Source organism: Vibrio sp. 10N.261.51.A4 (genome assembly GCF_041471945.1).
In the GTDB taxonomy this organism is placed as follows: domain Bacteria; phylum Pseudomonadota; class Gammaproteobacteria; order Enterobacterales; family Vibrionaceae; genus Vibrio; species Vibrio crassostreae_C.
This window is the reverse complement of record NZ_JBFRPJ010000188.1, coordinates 1-300: the sequence shown is the minus strand read 5'-3', so window position 1 is coordinate 300 and position 300 is coordinate 1. Positions and strand designations below refer to the sequence as shown.

Below are 300 nucleotides of genomic sequence, written 5' to 3'. Positions count from 1 at the left end.
AAATTTATTTTCACTTTTTTGAAAGGTGAAGACAAAAGGTATCGTTACTTGCATTAGCAAATAACAACCTCAACAGTGTACTAATCTGTTGATGACAATTTGTTGGAGGGATGGCTGAGTGGTCGAAAGCACCGGTCTTGAAAACCGGCAACCGTTAATAGCGGTTCTAGGGTTCAAATCCCTATCCCTCCACCACCATTGAAAAGCCCGCTGAGAAATCAGCGGGCTTTTTTTCGTCTTGAGTTTGGTAAAAGAACATTTGAATACTTCAAAGCGGCAGCTTATACCAATCCGGAAAAT

Annotated in this window: 1 tRNA gene; it reads left to right on the top strand. The window is 41.0% G+C overall.

Annotated elements, in window-relative coordinates:
• Positions 1–104: 104 nt before the first annotated feature.
• A tRNA-Ser gene (locus AB4384_RS23680) sits at positions 105–195 on the top strand.
• Positions 196–300 lie beyond the last annotated feature (105 nt).